Here is a 15519-nt window from a genome sequence, read left to right as displayed (position 1 = left end):
CCCCACGTGCGCGGGGACGACTACATGCCCAGCTGGAACTCGTCGCCCGGCTTGGGACCAGCCCCGCATGGGCGGGGACGACTAGCTGTCCATGGTGATCTTCTCGACGTACTGAGTTCGCCTTCCACCCTCGCCTCCCATCCACGGGTGCCGCTCCCTTGGCACAACGGCAGCACTAGGTCCAACCACCGCAGCGCCTCCTCGAACCGCCCCCGCCGGAGGAAAAGCAGGCCACGGGCGTAGAGGCTGTCGCGCTGGATGGTGGTGTTGTCGAGTCGCTGGGCCAGGGTTTCCGCGCAGTCAAGATCGGCTTGGACCTGTTCCCACCTGCCCAACAGAGTGCCTGCCTCCCCACGGCTGATCAGGAGGTGTGCTTTCAAGGTGAAGTTGCCGGTTCCGCGGGCAGCGGTGATCCCCAGACTGAGAGTTTCGATCCACTCGTGGGGGCTGCCCGCTGAGAGGAGAAAGTTGCCGGCGTCGGCGAGGGGAAGGACATGGTGGTCGAGTTGGTGGTCGGCGGCGTGCTGGAGCGCGGCGAGGATATTGGTGCGTTCGGTGGTGAGCCAGCTCCACGCCTCTTCCGGACCAGCGAGAGGATGCGGATAGTCGGGTTCGGCCACCACCGCCGGCAACTGCACGGCCGTGGAATAGAGGTGGTGGTCGGCGGTGCGGACGGTGTGGGTGTACCAGGTAAGCAAGGATTCGAGGGCGCGGTGGCGGTCGTCGGGGGTGTCGTGGCGATGGGCTTGGTCGGCGGCGTAGGTGCGAAGCAGGTCATGGAACCGGTACCGGCCACCACCGACATATTCGATCAAGTGCGCGGCGGTGAGTGCGGACAGCAGCGGGCGGGTGTCGGCGGGCGATAGTTCGGCGAGTGCGGCGGCGGCAGGCAGGGACAGGTCGGGTCCGGGCTGCAGGCCGAGGCGCCGGAACAGGCGCGCTTGCGCGGGCGGGAGCCGCTGGTATGACCAGTCGAACACGGCGCGAACGGCGGTCCGCTCGTCCCCGGTCTCGCTGAGGACCGCCAGGCGGGTGCGGTCGTCGGCGAGACCGGCGACGACATCGGCGACGGCCTGGTGTGGGAGGGCCGCGGCGCGGCCGGCCGCGATCCGCAGCGCCAGCGGCAGCCGGGCGCACAGGCGGATCAGCTCGTCGGCCGCGTCCGGCTCGGCGGCGACACAGTCGGCGCCGAGGATGCCGGTAACCAGGTCGAGGGCTTCGCGTGGGGAGAGCAGATCAAGGGTCAGGCGGCGAGCAGCGTCGGTGACGACCAGGCCGGTGAGGCTGTCACGGCTGGTCACCAGCACCATGCAACCGGGTGTGCCGGGCAGCAGCGGCCGGATTTGCTCAGCGCTGTAAGCGTTGTCCAGCACCATCAGTAGCCGTTTTCCTGCCAGCAGCGACCGCAGCAGCGCTGCCTGCTCGTCCAGGTCTGCGGGGATCGCACGCGGGGCGACGCCGAGTGCGCGCAGGAACCCGTTGAGGGCCTCACTGGCGATGGCAGGGGTACCGGGGCCGTAGCCGCGCAGGTTGATGTGCAGGGTGCCGTCGGGGAACCGGTCTTGAGCGCGATGGGCCCAGTGCGGGGCAAGGGTTGTTTTTCCGATGCCGCCGGCGCCGTCAACGGCGGTGATCACCACCGACCGAGCTACCTGCCCAGTAATTCCGTCACGGCCGGGTGCGGGCGGGATCAGCGCGTCGAGGGCGGCCAGGTGCTCGGCACGGCCGGTGAAGTCCCGCACCGCCGCGGGCAGCTGCCGCGGTACCACTCCACCCGAGCCGGGCCTGGAACTAACGTCGGGATGCCGGGCGCCTCGCCCGCTACTGCCAAGCGGTGTGAGGGCGAGCTGGTAGGGATGGTCGGGCAGGGTGATCCAGCCGGTGGTGTCGGGTTCCTTCACCGTGACCGGGACAGAGCGCCAGGTGGCGGGTGCGGCGGCGGGGGTGTGGCGGATGACGTCGTCGAACAGCCCGTCCGAGGCGATCACCGCCAGCACCCCTGGCGACTCGGTCAGCGCCGCCTTCAGCGGCGGGGCGTCGCACAACCGGAACGTTCGGATGAGCGCGGCGGAGGAGATGCCGTGGGTGTCGTATCCGACTTCTCCGGCGTGCAGCGCTACCCGCAGCCGCAGCCGCAGCCGCAGCCGCAGCCGCAGCCGCAGCCGCAGCCGCAGCCGCAGCCGCAGCCGCTGCGCATCGGGGTGGGTGTCGTTGTGCACGCGCAGCCGCGTCACCAGTACTGGCAGCGCTACTTCCACGAACTGGGCTTTGTCCGTCTCCGACGAGACGAGCGCGACGATGACGTCTCCGCGCATTTCGCGGTAGCAGTCCTTCCACTGCACTCCGGCTGCAGCGAACGCTGCCCGCATGACCGCGTCGAGCCCGTCGCGCACTGCCTGCAAGTGCGGGCCCGTCCGGCGCGGATCGCCGAACCCTTCGACATCCGCGACCACGATCAGGTGATGTCGTGACCCCGGCCCCCGCACCGCCACCATCGCCCGCCCTCTCTTCCCGGCTCCACAAGAACGCAGGATCTGTTCACCGTCGCAAAAATCCGGCACGAGAGGTAGCCCCTGCACGGGGTGCCTGGTCCTGAAACTGAGCCGTTGACTTGGTCGGCGTCGTGATCATGACGGGGTGATGACCTCGACCGTCGTCGACGGAATGAGCGGCGACGCCTGCCCAGAGGCTGGCGCCGGTCGAGGGGCGCACTTGCTGCCGCAGGCGACATCAACGCCCTGGAGAACCCGCAAACCCTGCTTCGCGAGCACGGCGGGGCGCGAAGCCAAATGGGCGGAGAGCGCGTCGGGCTCACAGTGCAGGTCGTGGAGGGTGCGGACTTATGCGCTCGGATATCCCGCCATTGGGTACTCCGTCAAAGATGTTCCCATACGAGCAGGCTGTTTCAGGTGAGCGGAGCTAGGTGCGGAGTTGCCAGATCTATGTGATTCGCTGCGCCAGTTCCACTGTTCGATCCTCGATCGCCTGGTCAGTCCACTTGTCGAGGTGTTTGTCGACGAGTCGCTTGTTCAGGAGCAGGACGCTGTGAGCGCTGATGCCGGCGCGCTTTCCCTCGGGGCTCGGAGCGCCGGCTGTCGGTGGCCACGGACTGTTCGAGATGACGGGGTTGAGCCGGGCGGTCACCAGTGTCAGGTTGCCGAGGGTTTGTATGCGGTGGTTCCGATCTTGGATCGACGCGGGGTCTGAGGGGTAGTCGGCGCCCCAATGCTGCTCCCAGCTCTGTGGCATGAGGTGCTCGATCGTGAGGTCGCCGCGTCGGCAGTGGGCTTCCTCAGTCTTGGGGGATCGGTAGCTGTCCTCGAGTGCTTCGAGGATCATGCGTCCGCGGCGGCGCGGTGTCATGGAGTTGTAGAAGCGAATGCGCCGAATCGAGTCGATGACTTCTTCGTCGGTCGGCCAGCGGCGGGTGTCGGCGGTTTGCTCGGCAAGGAACGTTTCGGTGATCTGCCCGGCCTCGGCCGGGTCGGCTGTGCGTAGCCGTCGGAGAAGTTCGACGACCAGGTTGGTGGTGTCGGCGATGCTGACTCGGCAGAGCATGCGCCGGACGAGCCAGCTTTCGAGTGCGGTCAGGGCTTGGTCGCGGGCCTGTTCGGGCACCCCCGAACTCGGGCGCGCCAGCCAGAGCAGTAGCGGCATGGTCGCGGCGATGTCCATCACTTGGATGACCCGGTAGTAGAAGGTGCCGGGGACCGAGTGCGGCGGGAAGTCGGACAGGTGCCGATACGTCTTCGCATCCGCCTGCAACTCGGCCATGACGGTCAGAACGTCTTCGGCGGGCCGCAGCACATGGTCGCGGAAGTCGGTGAAGATGCGGTCAGACGGCACGACGTGCGCGCGCCGCATGGTCAGCCAGTAACTCAGGAAGATGTCGATCCGCGGCCTGTTCAGCCGGCCTTGCCGCTGCTCTTCACGCCAGAAGTCGCCGGACAGCGTGTCCCAATAGTCGCGATCGAGCTTGTCGACGTCCAGGTGCTGCCGCTCGGCGGCCTGGAAGACGGCGTTTTTGACCAGGTCGGCTGCCAACAGTGGCGCACCGCGGTCGTTGAGGGCTTCGAAGATCGCTTGAGCGTTGTCTGCTGGCTCCAGGTTGATGACGACCAGTTTGAGGTTGAGGGCCAGGGCCATGGTGAGGGCACGTAGTCGATCGGACGGCGTGCTGTTGTCGTCGGTCGAGGCGTCGAACGCCCAGCTGGTGATGCGTTCACGCAGGAAGACAATGGCTTGGCTGACACGATGGCCGCTCGCATCGTTGGCCTCGTCATCGTCCATCGTGGCTTGGAAGGCTGCACGGTCGGCGTTGATCGGCCAGACCTTGAGGATCTCATCGTCGCTGTCGACGATGTGCTCCGGATTCCGCACCAGCGTGGTCAGGAGAGCCGCGTCCCGCTGCCGGCCATGCTTGGCCGCGACCTGACGCGTGGCGTTGAGCAGCAGCTGGAGCGTAATGAGCCGCTGCTGGCCGTCGATAACATGCCTGACCTGGATAAATCCGGCGGGGATACGCTGCTGATCGAGCACCACAGCGCCCAAGAAGTGCGCTGGCACCTCGGACGGCGTCGGTTGCTGGCTGGATTCCAGCAGCTCTTCGGCAACTGCCCGCACGTCCTCCCACAACGGTTCCCACTGCTTCTCGATGTCCCAGACGTAGGGGCGTTGGAAGACCGGGATGACGTAGCGGACCTGCGGCTCGAACAGCTTCTGCGGCGTCAGCGTGTTGGCTTCCACGAACGACATCCCACAGAGTCCGGCAGTTGGGCGCGACCAGGAAGCCTAACGGCCCTTTCCGACTGTCGCCGATCGCTGGCGGTCAGAGACCACGGCGGATCACCCGTACGCCGTAGTAAGCAGCTGTATAACGAAATATTCGGCAACGGCGAAACTTGATATCGCCGGTCGAACTGAACTCGTCAGTGGCAAACCGTGCCGAGCCGTGGTCATTCGTATCGAATTTTCTGCCGTCAGCTTCCCAGCGCGGGACCAGCCCCGCCTGCGCGGGGACGACAGGATCGCCGCGCCCATTGTGATCACGCGGTTCGGACCAGCCCCACATACGTGGGGGATGACATACCGATCGTCCTGGCCTACTTCATCTACGCGGGTCCAGTCCCGCCTGCGCGGGGACGACGAACAGGCCGCGATGAACGCCGCCCTCGTCGACGGAGCAACCCCGCCTGCGCGGGGACGACATCACCATGTCGCACAGCACCAGCTTCACGTTCGGACCAGCCCCGCCTGCGCGGGGACGACGCCGAGCGCCTCGGCTCGACGTTCGTCGAGGCCGGACCAAACCCCCGCCTGGGCGGGGGCGACCTGGCGACGAACCCGCACGCGTGGCGGCACCTGGGACCAGCCCCGCCTGGCGGGGACGACACCCAGCTGCAGTGGGCCGCCGGCCGCGAAGGGGGATCAGCCCCGCCTGCGCGGAGACGACGCATAGCCCGAGGGCGCAGACCAGATCATCAACTGACCAGCTCCGCCTGCGCGGGGACGAACCCGAGTCGATCACCAAGTATGCGCGCGATGTCCGGACCAGCCCCGCATACGCGGCGACGACGGCAAGTTGACCAAGGTCCTCGACAACCCCGGAGGACCAGCCCCGCCTGCGCGGGGACGATTGGCGGTGCTCCAACCTTTCTTGCGCACGTCTTCAGTCACCAGCTGCTCTGGAGCTGGAGGCATAGAGTTGCCGGCCATCGAAGTCGATCGATGTCCAGTTGTGGTGGTGAGCCTTGAACGTCCTGTTCGTTATCGGCCGCATACTCCGTGATCGCGCGCCCCCGCCTTCACCATGCCCGGGACGTGGTTCCACAACAAAGCACGGACGCGAGCGGAGACCTCTGAGATCTCCAGCAACCATCGGTCCATGTGACCGCGAAGGCTGGATGGCGCCACGACCAGATCCTCCCGCCGCTGCGGGAGGCGTCCACCTCGCGATACGACACCACCTCAAGCGACTGGAAGATTGCGAGCCGGAGCCAGGCTCAAAAGCCCGCACCCGTAAGCCTTGGCGCGTCCGATGCCGTCAGCGAGGGCCGCGGTGAATGCCTCGCGGTCAGTGACGATCAGGTGCCCGTCGAAGCGAACAGGCTCCACGGTGATCTTCGTCGAACCATCCTTCCGGCCGGTCGCTGCGGCGATCGGGGTGACCGCGAGATCCGGCAATCCGCCGGCAGCGCTGGGGACGACGAAGCCGTGGCGTTCGCCTTGGCGGATGAGCCAGTCGATCTGGTCGGTGGGCTGGCGGAGCGGGAAGCGCTTGCGTGTCTTGCTGTCGCACTTGGTGGGGTTGGCGGTGAAACGGAACGCGAACTTGCGGCCCGGGCTCACGGCGTCGAGGACCGGCTGTAGCGGCCGGACCTCCGCGGGAGCGGCGAGGTGGCCGGTGGGAAGTTTGCTCCACTCGGGTTTGCTGTGGCTCTGGACGTATTGGACGAACCCGCCGCGGTGGCTGTCGAGCCGCCAGAGGAGGCCGTGGGTGCGTCGGGCTTCGTTGCTCGGTGGGAGTTCGGGGTAGACCGACATGAGCGTGCGGTGCATGTCGTGCACGTTGGCGTAGTCGCGGCGGAACGTGCGGGATCGGATGTTGATGGTGAGCTTGCTCAGGAACATCGGGTTTCCTCGGTGGGGATCATCGCCGGAGTCAGGGGGACGTCGTCGACGAGGACGGTGCGGGTGGCGTAGCGGCGAGCGCCGTCGGCGAACGACACCGGGACGTCGTTGCGGGCTTCCGCGCCGGGAGCCGACGGCAGGCAGTCGACGACGGTCCGCAGCGCGAGCTTCCGCTGCGCGTCGTCCAACTCGGCGACGCGCTCAGGGTGCTCAAGCCACCGATGGCTGCGCAGGACGTCCTCGAGCGAGGCATCCTGGATGCAGTCGAACAGTGGCTGGGCGGGTACGAACGCGCGCCGGCCGAAGTACAGCGGCCAGTGCGGTTTCGTGACGGCCTCGCCGAGCCGGGTCACCAGTTCGAGGGAGCCTTCGAGGGCGACGAGGAACAGGGCGTCGGCGAGGTAGTAGCGTTCGCTGACCACGGTGCGGTGCCCGGTGCCCTGGGTGGTCGGGACGTTCTGGGTGGTGTGGTAGTCCCGTTCCAGCAGCCCTTCGCGGTCTACCCGGACACCGAGCCGTAGGGTCGCGAGTTCGGCGATCTGCTTTTCGTCGTCGCGTTCCACTCCGCAGGCGGCGGCGAGCACGCCGACGATCCCGGACTTGGTGGGCTCCATGCTGGTGTCGCGGAGCACGCCGCGAGCGCGCTGGCCCCACGACTGCAGCGGCGCGTCGATGCACAGGATGAGAGTGTGGCTCATACGGCGGCCGGCTCCGTCGCGGCCAGCAGGCCGGCGGTGAACTCGCCGAGGTTCGCGGCTGTCTCGGCGCCCTCGATGGTGAGCGGCTCGCTCGTGACGGACGCGGCAATCGCGGCACGGATGCCGTCGTCGCCGTAGAAGCCGCGCAGCTGCGTGAAGTGGGCGGCGAGGCGGTGGGCGGAGGCGGTCATGACGTCGGCGTCGCTGACGGGCTTGAGGAAGGCGTTGGCGAGGTTCCAGGCGTCGCCGTCGCGGACGACTCCGAGCAGGACTTCGGGTTTGGTGAGGGCCGCCATCGAGTTCTGTTTGCCGCTGGGGACGGCGTGGATGAACGCGTTCAGCCACGCTTTGGCCGCGCGCGCCGCGAGGTCGTGGTCACCGCCGAGGTTCCGCTCGAGCTGGTCGAGGTCGAGGTTGGCGTAGCGGTAGTAGCAGGCGGCGTTGAAGTCGACGGTGCCGATCATGTCGGCGCCGGACTCGGCTTCGGGCTTGAGGTCGTCGACGGCGGTGTAGAAGTCGAACTCGGTGGCTACCGCGTGGGTGGACAGCGCATGTGCGACCTGGGACGCGGCGGTGACGCTGAAGTCCTTGTTGTCGGCGATCATCCGGCCGAACAACGCGACGTCGGCGGCGCGGCTGGCGTCGAGCAGCCGACGAGCGTGGGTGAGCGCGTCCTTGTCGGGCTTGACCTTCGGTGGCTTCTTCGTGCCTTCCTTGGCCGCGGCGATCGCCAGCAGTTCGTCCCAGTGCTCGTCGCAGTAGCCGGCGAGGTAGGTGATGGCGTCGTGGCCGACGAAGAGGAGGTATTCGGTCAGGCCGGTGGTCTGGTCGACGCCGAAGCCGAGCTTCTCCAGCCCGGCGATGGCCACCCCACGCGCCTCGTCGAGGTCCCGGCCGCGTTCGGCGAGCACGGCGGCCGCCTCGGCCCGCAGGCGCTTGGTCCGCACCGCGGTCTCGTGCTCGTCCAGGCCGTGCTGGGCGAACAGGTTCCGGGCGGCACGTTTGAGGCTCTGGCTGGAGATCCGGCCCCGGGTGACGCCGCCGAAGGTGGCGGTCTTGGGCTGGCCGACGTCGTCGCGGTTGAGGTTGCTGACGGGAAACGACTGCAGCAGGTGGAGTTCGAGAATCATGATCGGTTTCTCCGGGGTCGGGATCAGTCGGTGGTCGCGGTTGTGGCTGTGGTGGCGGGGGCAGTGTGGAAGTCGCGGGCCCAGCGCAGGCGAACGCGGTGGGCGGCCTTGTCCTGGTGGTTGTCGCCGAGCAGGACGACGAGGTCGTCGAGCAGACCGGCGTAGTTGATCGGGATGTTGTCGGAGGCCAGCAGCCGGATCACCTGTCGCAGGTGGTGAGGCAGCGCTGCGCGGTCGATCTGCAGCAGCTGATCGAAGCGGCGGGTCGCGGCGTCGCCTCGCAGTTCCTGCAGGGTGCGCATCGACGTGCCGAGTGAGCGCTTGGCGAGGGTGCGGTGGGGGTTGGTCGCGAACAGGCCCGCGATCAGCAGCCACACCTCCAGCTCGGAGTCGGGCGGATCGTGCCGGAACACGATCTCGTGCGCGCCGAGCTGCGGCTGTCCCGTGGCCAAGCCGCGGCGCAGTCCCGCCAGGGTCTGGCGGCTCGCCGCCTGTCGCGCGGCGTTGCCGGAGTCGGCTGCGGCGTGCAGGACGTGCAGTCCCTTGATGAACGCGTACCGGCGTTCTGAATACGGTGCGCTCACTCGTCGCCCTTCGTCAGAAATTTGGCTATCTGAACGTCGAAGCGGCCTAAGACCTGCCGCATCCGCTTGTACAGGCCGTTTTGGTGCTTCCCGAGCGCCCTCAGATCGCGGCCCCTCGCATCCAAGCCGGTCGCCCAGCCATCGGCGGCCCGCCGTGCGACGGAGTCCACGACCCGGCGCCAGTCCTTCAGGACCTGCCGCTCCGGTGTCCCCGCGACCCGGGCGTCGTTGAGGCTGCGGAGGAACCCGGCGAACGGTCGCGGCAACACCGGCCAGTAAGCCAGATCGAGCGTGACGTCGGGCTCGGCCCGCAGCTCCTTGTGGTACTCACGCTGAAACGCCCGCAGGGCGGCGCCGGCCTCGTCGGCCAGCTCGATCGCGGCTCCGACCAGCCCGGCCACGTCGCCGCGTCCTGCGCGGATCAACGCGACCGGCGCCGGTACCGCCTCTTCGAAGTATCCCTCGACGACACTGGCGTTCTTGTCCAGCCGCTGACCGAAAACCCGCAACGTAAAGACGGTGTCGCCGGGAATGTGGTCTCGCTCGGCGCGGTCAGCGAGCTCCTTCAGCGCGCGGGGCCGTTGCCGGCTGCGTTCCTCCTGCCAGAGATCGACCAGCAGCAGCTCGACGCTGTGCCGCCAGACACCCCGGACCGGGTGCAGGCGCACCGGCAGCATCGGCGCCTCGGCCTTCGGCCGGCCTGACGCCGTCAGCGTCGTGCGGTAGGCGGCCATGAACTCGACATCCGCCACCTTATCGACGAGTTCCGTGCCCGGGCTGAGTACCGCTTCGGCGACGACGGGCGTCCCGTCGCGGTCGTCAGGAACCAGCAGGACACGCCGCGACGGCCACGTCAGCAGGTCCGTCCAGCCGCTGCGCCGGCGCCGGTCCGGCTCAGCGGGTGGCACCGGTCGCTCCCAGGTAGGAGCGTCCGCCGGATCGGCGGGATCGTATCGGGTCGCGTTGAGCAGCAACGTCTCCTTGAGGTTGCCGCCTTCGACGAGGACGACGGCGAAGTTGTTGCAGGGAGCGCGTTTCGAGGACTTGATCGTGGACGCCGGCGTCTTCATGCCGCCGGGGTCGTAGGCGTGGGCGGTCACCAGCCACCGCGCGGCCGCGGCGGGGGTGAGCTCGATCCGGTCACCGGCGGTGGTGTGGTCGAACAGCGTCACGTTGTTGCCGACCGCCCGGTCCGGGATCAGCTTCGCCACGGTCGACTTCTTCACCGCGGGCAACGCCGCGCACTGCAGGAACGGCCGCTGCGGATCGAACAGGTCGAACGCCCCCGGCCAGCGGGCGAAGTACGTCGAGAGCGGCTCGCGCTCGAAGGATTCGGCTTTCCACAGTGCACCCCAGTCCCCGCTTCGAGCGGGACCGTAGGCGCGGTGCAGGAGCGCTAGCACCAGCCGGTGCAGGGCGGCGGTCATCGGCGGTGTCTCTCCGACGATCCGCCGGATGTCGTGCGCGGACGTGAATAGCTCGCTCAGCCCGGCTTCGCCGGGTCTGCCGTCCAGGTGGACCACCGGGATCCACGGCTCGGTGATGAGGTTGAAGGACGCGGTCATGTCTCCTCGGCCGGGTAGACGCCGAATTTCTCGTGGTAGCGCAGGTCGTGTCCGCCGATCTGGCATCGGCCGTCGGTGAAGATCAGCGCGCGGTGCCGGTTGATGTGCGGATTCTCCGCGAATTCCGCCGGTACGCTGGTGGCCAGCAGCGCCCGCACGACGGCGAACGGGACGGAGACCGGCGCGGTCAGCACGGTCGCGGACTGCGCTGGGTCGTCGCTGCCGGAGCAGATCAACGTCGGTTCGCCTGCCGGGTCACGGCGGTAGAGCACCACCCTGACCGACGACCCGACGACGTTCTCCTCGATGGTCATCGTCGGCCTCCCGAATTCTTGCGCGTGCGGATCGGCCTGGGGTAGCCGGTCAGCTCGTGGAGTTCCTCCACCAGGTGGGGCAGCGGCAGGCATGCGCCGGCCGCGGCCATCTTGTCGTTGTGATGTGCTGTGGCGAGCCGCTGGGTTGCCTGGTTCCAGGCGGCCTCCCAGCCCAGTGGGCAGGCGAACTGGTCGCTGTAGACCTTTTCGACCAGTTCGGCCACCTCGGTCCAGGACTCGATGGTTGACAGCTCCCGCAGTAGCGTCCAGGTGCGTAGCAGCACGATAGGGGCGTAAACCGCGTGCGTGTACCGGGGGAACTGCGGCCCTGTCGCCGTGTCGCTCACCCCGGTGATGGCCATGACCAATCGACCGCGCTCGGCACCGCGTTGATGGCGGTGCACCCGGCCGACTCGCTGCAGCATCGAGTCGATCGGGGCGAGGTCGGTCAGCAGCCGGTCGAAGTCCAAGTCAAGGCTCTGCTCCAGTACCTGGGTGCCGACCACGATCGCACGCTGTGGCCGGGCGCCGTTCTCACCGAAGAATCCTTCCAGTTCGTTCTCCACCTTCCGGCGCGTCGCCTCAGGGAGAGTGCCGTTGATCGCGACCAGCAGCGGACGTTCCCGTTCCGGCAGCGTCGCGATGCGCTTCTCGAGCTCGTCGTAGGTCTCGACGGCACGGCGGACCAGGTTGTGCACCACCGCAACACAACGGCCCTTCGCCGCTTCGGCCAGCAGCCAGTCGACGACGTCGCCATCGGGAACGTGTTCGAGATGGACCGTCCGATTTTCGTTGACCTCGGACACTGTCGTCTCGAGGTACTCGACGTCACCGGCGGCCTTCGCGAGCGCCACCCGCGGATAAGCCGCCTCTGTCGGCGCGGCGGGGATCTCGTGGGGGTAGCAGCCTCGGGCGCCGGCCTGCCATGCAGCGATGAGGTCATGGCGCCGTCCGGCGGGCAGCGTCGCCGACAGCAACACCACCGGCACACCGAGCGCGCCGAGCCAGGTGAGCAGCCTGGCCAGCGTGGTGGACATGTAGGTGTCGTAGGCGTGCACCTCGTCGATCACGACGACCTTGCCCGCCAGCCCCGTGAGCCGGACGAACACGTGCCCTGATCGGAACGTCGCCTTCAGCGCCTGGTCGATGGTGCCGCAGCCGAGCGCGGCGAGCAGGGCCAGCTTGCGGGTGAACCACGTCCTGGCGGCCACGTCGGAATCGCCGACCTCGTCCAGTCCCACCTCGGCCGGCTGCGTAGAATCGGTTTGCAGGGCGCCGGCGTAGACCAGGTGCACATCGGTCGGATCGCCCAGAGCGCGCTGCATCTTCTCCACGACCTTGCGCGTCTGCCGGCTGGAGGCCTGCGTCGGCAACGCGAAGTAGAACCCGGCCAGATCCAGACGTCGCACCAGCGCCGCAGCGGCCTGCAAGGCTGCCTTGGTCTTGCCGTCGCCGGTCGGTGCCTCGATCAGCAGCAGCGCAGGTTCGTCAAGGTCAGCGGTCAGCCGCTCGACAAGACCCTGAACCGGCCGGGGAGCACTGTCGAAGAGCACATCGAACCGGGACGTCGTCGGCCGCCACGGTGCCATGTTCAATCGGGCGACGGCCTGTTCTGTTCGCTTCCGGGCGTCGTCGGCGTAGGCGGCGAGGTCGAACACCGCTTCCGGCGGCTCGAAGTTCCGCCGATCGGAGGCGACCCAGTCGCTCACGGTGGTCAGCGCCGCCAGTGCGACACCGTTCGGCACGGACAGCTGGACATCCCGCCAGGGCAGTCGACGCGGATCGGGCAGCCCACACAGTTCGGCAACCTGGAGCACGAGATCCGTCGTCGCGGCTTCCCAGGCCTGGCCGCCACGACTGTTGCTCTCACCTCGTACCTGGGTGATTTCCTGACCTGAGGGAAAGTGCCCGTGATGTCCGCCAGCTACAGCGGCCAGCGTGGCTGCGGTTTCCCTCGTGGCGCCCCAGCTTTCCAGCAGATTCTGGAGGTGAAAGGTCGTCAACAGGCCGTGGGGCGTGTCCGCGTGGCCCGAAAAGCCAGCGGGCTTGGCTACGAACTCGACGTCATGTAGACCCCATGGCCCGATTCTAGTGGCCGCCAAAGGCAAGTTCAAAGCCTGGAAAGAAGGTGAATACTTGCCGAGGTCGTGGATGGCGCAGAAGAATGCGACCCACTCCCGCGTGTTCTTCTCGCCCAGTGCGCCGAGAGACTTCCGCAATTCGGTGCGCATCCTGCCCCGGACTAGAAGAAGATCGGACAGTACTCGTGCGGTGTGGAAGGTGTCGATCATGTGGCAGACCAACGGATGGCATCGCTCGAGTCCGGCGGACTTGCCCCAAGGCTCGGTGATCTTCGCCTTGTTCGTGTGCGGTGATGTCACTTTCCCTCGTGGACGGTCGACGTCAACGTCAGCAGTTGAAAGCCTATCTCAAAGACGGTGATGTCTATTCTTAGGCTGCCTGACGGACGGTTCAGGCCGGTTCTGCCACGTGACCTGGTGATCAACAATGGAATTCAGGTCGTCGGCACGGGACCAGCCCCCGCGTGCGCGGAGACGCCCCCAACCACACCTACACCTGCCAGGTCCGCGGGAACCAGCCCCGCGTGCGCGGGGACGACAGGCCGCCGTACTCGTCGAGCAGCGGGAGCCCGGGACCAGCCCCGCGTGCGCGGGGACGACGGGATCAGCGCCGACTCGAACGAGCTGGAGACGGGACTAGCCCCGCGTGCGCGGGGACGACGCCGAGATGATGCGGCGGGGCTGCATCGAGATCGGACCAGCCCCGCGTGCGCGGGGACGACACTTGCTGACCTGCGAAGTCGACAGTCGTTGATCGCCACCGTCGCCGCGGCGCTGCGCGGGTGCCGACTGTGCTGACTACTCGCCAGTGCGGCTCCGCGCGGTCGTGCGACTGGTCGAGCAATGCCAGGCCGGCTGCCAGGCCGTTCATGTGCTGGCTCGTAGCGGCGACGGCTGCCGCCCCGCCACGATCTTGTTACGCCGAGGCTTTGGGAGTAACGGCGGGCACCCGGACGGCGACATCGCACAGGCACCATGATCCAAGGGGAATCCATGCGAATGAGAACAATTGCCGCGATCGGCGCGGTCACCGGAGGCGTCTTCCTCGGCGGCTGCGGCGTGCCGAGCGCCAACACCGGCAGTGTCAGTCCGGCGTCGGCAGGCGCGTCCAGCGAGGCCGCAGTGCCGGCCGAGCAGAAGCCGGCGCCCAGTTGGGGACAGCGCTACACCTGGAAGTCGGGGCTGGCGATTGAACTCGCCGAACCAGTAGCGTGCAAACCTTCGTCCTATGCGTCGCCACCGAACGTCGAGCGCGCCGTCAAAGTCAGGTTCACGATCGTCAACGGCACGGACAAGCCCTACGAAGCGGCAGCGCTGGCCTTCGGCAACGACGTCCAGTTCGCTGGCGCGAAAGCCGAACCGATCTTCGACAGCGGCGGTTCCTGCGGCGGGGGCGGGCTGGACGCCGCCACGGTGCTGCCGGGCAAGACCTACACCTACGAGCAGGCTTACGCGGTCGGCAAAGGGAAAGGCGAATTGCAGATCGCGCTTCAACCGGATTTCGCGTCGGACAAGGCTGTGTTCGTCGGCCAGGCATGATCGGACCTGAGGTGCGGTAGGCAGCGGGGGGAGGGCGGATGGCGGGGCACTCCGATCCACCGCCGAGGTCTTGGGTAGCGGCGAGTGGACGGTGGCCTTCGGGTAGCGCCGCGGGCAACCCGCGGCGACGTCCGCCGTCGGGTCGGCGCCCCAGCGGTCCCGGAACGCGCGCGGGTAGAGCCGGTCCAGCCACTGGGCGACGGTCATGCCGGTCGGACGTCGAGCCGCCGGAGCCCGGCGTCGGCCACCCGGGCCATGGCGCGCAGTTTGCGCTCCAGGACCGTGCGTCCCTGGTCGGTGATCTGCACCGGGCGCTGACGCCCTTCGCCGTTGAGGGCTTCGATCAGCCCTTTCGTCTCCAGACGGGGCTTCGACAACTAAATTGCCTGTGTACTCGGCTTCTCAATTCGACCAAATCTAGGCGGGACCAGTTCCGCCTGCGCGGGACGACCGCGAACACTTCAAGACCGCACCCACCCAGCTGGGACTAGGCCCGCCTGCGCGGGGAAGAAGACGACACCACCGACCCGGTCCAGATCGCGAAGCGGGGACCAGCCCCGCCTGCGCGGGGACGACGAATAGGCCGCGATGAACGCCGCCCTCGTCGACGGAGCATCCTCGCCTGCGCGGGGACGACATCACCATGTCGCACAGCACCAGCTTCACGTTCGGACCAGCCCCGCCTGCGCGGGGACGGCACGTCGACTTCGAACGGCTCGGCGGCCGAGTAAGGACCAGCCCTGCCTGCACGGGGACGACACCACCGCCGCCGGCGCTTCGCGATCCCCTGGGACCAGTCCCTCCTGCGCGGAGACGACTCCGACCGGCGCCGCGACACCACGGTGATGAACGGACCAGCCCCGCGTGCGCGGAGACGACGCCGCGACGTCGTCGGGCGTGGGGTACTTGGCGGGACCAGCCCCGTGTGCGCGGGGACGACGCGGCGTCAGCGGTGCCGAGGTCGGCCTGGTCGGGACC

Annotated in this window: 12 protein-coding genes; 1 reads left to right on the top strand and 11 read right to left on the bottom strand. The window is 68.0% G+C overall.

All coding sequences use genetic code 11. The annotated features are described in order from the left end of the window. Nucleotides 1-20 precede the first annotated feature (20 nt). From QQ657_RS12715 to cas3, 10 genes are all read right to left on the bottom strand, one after another. On the bottom strand, nucleotides 21-2495 hold the full coding sequence (locus QQ657_RS12715; RefSeq protein ID WP_284742297.1) for an ATP-binding protein: 2475 nt from the start codon (nucleotides 2493-2495) through the stop codon (nucleotides 21-23). A gap of 445 nt (nucleotides 2496-2940) precedes the next feature. Then, on the bottom strand, nucleotides 2941-4755 hold the full coding sequence (locus tag QQ657_RS12710; protein WP_284742296.1) for a DUF262 domain-containing protein: 1815 nt from the start codon (nucleotides 4753-4755) through the stop codon (nucleotides 2941-2943). Nucleotides 4756-5766: 1011 nt separating this feature from the next. Next, nucleotides 5767-5913, bottom strand: coding sequence for a type I-E CRISPR-associated endoribonuclease Cas2 (locus tag QQ657_RS56685; RefSeq protein ID WP_434056735.1), 147 nt, complete (start codon nucleotides 5911-5913; stop codon nucleotides 5767-5769). A 54-nt stretch (nucleotides 5914-5967) separates the two neighbouring features. Next, nucleotides 5968-6630 (bottom strand): type I-E CRISPR-associated protein Cas6/Cse3/CasE, encoded by a 663-nt coding sequence (cas6e, locus tag QQ657_RS12705; protein ID WP_284742295.1) that lies wholly within the window; start codon nucleotides 6628-6630, stop codon nucleotides 5968-5970. Next, nucleotides 6621-7328: a type I-E CRISPR-associated protein Cas5/CasD gene (gene cas5e, locus QQ657_RS12700; RefSeq protein WP_284742294.1), complete on the bottom strand. Its 708-nt coding sequence runs from the start codon at nucleotides 7326-7328 to the stop codon at nucleotides 6621-6623. The genes cas6e and cas5e overlap by 10 nt, the downstream gene beginning before the upstream one ends. Continuing rightward, the gene (cas7e, locus tag QQ657_RS12695) at nucleotides 7325-8458 is read right to left on the bottom strand and encodes a type I-E CRISPR-associated protein Cas7/Cse4/CasC (protein ID WP_284742293.1); all 1134 of its coding nucleotides are present in this window, start codon (nucleotides 8456-8458) and stop codon (nucleotides 7325-7327) included. The genes cas5e and cas7e overlap by 4 nt, the downstream gene beginning before the upstream one ends. A gap of 23 nt (nucleotides 8459-8481) precedes the next feature. After that, on the bottom strand, nucleotides 8482-9042 hold the full coding sequence (casB, locus tag QQ657_RS12690) for a type I-E CRISPR-associated protein Cse2/CasB (RefSeq protein ID WP_284742292.1): 561 nt from the start codon (nucleotides 9040-9042) through the stop codon (nucleotides 8482-8484). Then, entirely contained in the window at nucleotides 9039-10607 is a 1569-nt protein-coding gene (casA, locus tag QQ657_RS12685; RefSeq protein ID WP_284742291.1) for a type I-E CRISPR-associated protein Cse1/CasA, read from the bottom strand. The genes casB and casA overlap by 4 nt, the downstream gene beginning before the upstream one ends. Further along, nucleotides 10604-10921 (bottom strand): hypothetical protein, encoded by a 318-nt coding sequence (locus QQ657_RS12680; protein ID WP_284742290.1) that lies wholly within the window; start codon nucleotides 10919-10921, stop codon nucleotides 10604-10606. Before QQ657_RS12680 ends, casA begins: the two co-directional genes overlap by 4 nt. Beyond that, a complete protein-coding gene (gene cas3 / locus QQ657_RS12675; RefSeq protein WP_284742289.1) occupies nucleotides 10918-13302 on the bottom strand; it encodes a CRISPR-associated helicase Cas3' in 2385 nt (794 codons plus the stop codon). The genes QQ657_RS12680 and cas3 overlap by 4 nt, the downstream gene beginning before the upstream one ends. Nucleotides 13303-14001: 699 nt before the next feature. Here cas3 and QQ657_RS12670 point away from each other — a divergent pair. Further along, nucleotides 14002-14541 carry a hypothetical protein gene (locus QQ657_RS12670; protein WP_284742288.1) on the top strand — a complete coding sequence of 180 codons (540 nt, stop codon included), beginning with the start codon at nucleotides 14002-14004 and terminating at the stop codon, nucleotides 14539-14541. 203 nt (nucleotides 14542-14744) lie between these two features. Here QQ657_RS12670 and QQ657_RS12665 read toward each other — a convergent pair whose 3' ends face one another. Further along, nucleotides 14745-14918 (bottom strand): hypothetical protein, encoded by a 174-nt coding sequence (locus tag QQ657_RS12665; protein ID WP_284742287.1) that lies wholly within the window; start codon nucleotides 14916-14918, stop codon nucleotides 14745-14747. Nucleotides 14919-15519: the final 601 nt, after the last annotated feature.

The organism is Amycolatopsis ponsaeliensis, assembly GCF_030182635.1.
Classification (GTDB): Bacteria; Actinomycetota; Actinomycetes; order Mycobacteriales; family Pseudonocardiaceae; genus Amycolatopsis; species Amycolatopsis ponsaeliensis.
The sequence above is the reverse complement of the archived record's forward strand: the minus strand, read 5'-3'. Positions and strand labels throughout refer to the sequence as shown.

Excerpts from the sequence above, each read along its gene's own strand:
- QQ657_RS12715 (WP_284742297.1), bottom strand. The coding sequence starts at position 2,495 with ATGGTGGCGGTGCGGGGGCCGGGGTCACGACATCACCTGATCGTGGTC.
- QQ657_RS12670 (WP_284742288.1), top strand. The coding sequence starts at position 14,002 with ATGAGAACAATTGCCGCGATCGGCGCGGTCACCGGAGGCGTCTTCCTC.
- cas6e (WP_284742295.1), bottom strand. The coding sequence starts at position 6,630 with ATGTTCCTGAGCAAGCTCACCATCAACATCCGATCCCGCACGTTCCGC.
- cas5e (WP_284742294.1), bottom strand. The coding sequence starts at position 7,328 with ATGAGCCACACTCTCATCCTGTGCATCGACGCGCCGCTGCAGTCGTGG.
- QQ657_RS12680 (WP_284742290.1), bottom strand. The coding sequence starts at position 10,921 with ATGACCATCGAGGAGAACGTCGTCGGGTCGTCGGTCAGGGTGGTGCTC.
- casA (WP_284742291.1), bottom strand. The coding sequence starts at position 10,607 with ATGACCGCGTCCTTCAACCTCATCACCGAGCCGTGGATCCCGGTGGTC.
- QQ657_RS12710 (WP_284742296.1), bottom strand. The coding sequence starts at position 4,755 with ATGTCGTTCGTGGAAGCCAACACGCTGACGCCGCAGAAGCTGTTCGAG.
- cas7e (WP_284742293.1), bottom strand. The coding sequence starts at position 8,458 with ATGATTCTCGAACTCCACCTGCTGCAGTCGTTTCCCGTCAGCAACCTC.